General features: G+C 41.1%; 2 protein-coding genes. One reads left to right on the top strand and one right to left on the bottom strand.

Annotated elements, in window-relative coordinates; translation table 11 throughout:
- The first annotated feature begins 62 nt into the window (after nt 1-62).
- Complete coding sequence (locus tag Q8W40_RS28000) at nt 63-224, top strand: hypothetical protein (RefSeq protein ID WP_305402109.1); 162 nt, start codon at nt 63-65, stop codon at nt 222-224.
- Nucleotides 225-627: 403 nt separating this feature from the next.
- On the opposite strand, the gene Q8W40_RS27995 is transcribed toward Q8W40_RS28000, so the two are convergent.
- Entirely contained in the window at nt 628-879 is a 252-nt protein-coding gene (locus tag Q8W40_RS27995) for a hypothetical protein (protein WP_305402108.1), read from the bottom strand.
- Between the last annotated feature and the right edge of the window lie 86 nt (nt 880-965).

The raw sequence follows: 965 nt of genomic DNA, 5'->3' as shown, positions 1-965 counted from the left end.
ATCATGATGAAAAGAAAAGTAAACTTTGAACCTTAGCCCCTAATTTTACGGGATTTTTCTAGATGCTTCATAACGCCCAGTTAAGTAGCCAAAAACGTACAAATGCGGTTTCTGCAAACCACCCTAAACACAAACCTCAACGCAAACTAAAAATGCCACGCGTTTTTGGTCTGCTTGAACTGTTTGTTAGAGCGATACAAACAAAAAAACTCGCTTGGCAATGAAGCACTTAGCTTGCATTCAATGAAAGCTATCTTAGCCAACAAAACTTACTGTAACCAGACCACAAAACCCAAAACACCGATTCAGTCGAGAATTTAGGGAAACGAGCCTTGAGCAAAACTTCAAAATTCAGCGAATTCAATTAGTTTTAAAAACTTTCAGCAACTTGGTTTGCGACGACTTTTCCGCCTTGATACTGATTGAGGAATCAAACTCAAAAACACTTAAGCCAGAAATTTTCGAGAACCTTACAACCCTTGAATTTTCAAAGCGCTATAACGCCCAATTAAGTAGTGAGCAACGCTGCCACCTACCTAAACCATTGCGCCGTAAACACTAAAACCGATTCAAACCTAAAATGCCGAGCGTTGCGAATCTGATTGAATTGCTTGTTATGTGCGTAGCTTATTCAACACTGAATACATAGTCGGGATACTCATCATTAAGTACTTCAACTACGTCCATCCAAGCACTTTTCTCGAGTAATTTAGGGGAAATCGCTTCTGGAGTTAAAGACCAATTCTTTAAGTCAAACCCCCAAGATACCCCACCCACTGGATAGAACACTCCTTCAATTTCAGATAGCCCAAACAACTTTCCATTCCAAGTTAAAGCTATATGGGGAGGCGAAGTCCAACCAGGATTGTCTCGAAACACCTCACCCACACGGCGTTGTTGATCAAATCGGCTTAAAGACCAACGACGCCATATGTGGACTCACCGTTAGTTTCGAACAGGCATAC

Origin of the sequence: Vibrio penaeicida, from assembly GCF_030689305.1 — a bacterium.
GTDB lineage: Bacteria > Pseudomonadota > Gammaproteobacteria > Enterobacterales > Vibrionaceae > Vibrio > Vibrio penaeicida_B.
This window is presented reverse-complemented; position numbering and strand designations above follow the sequence as displayed.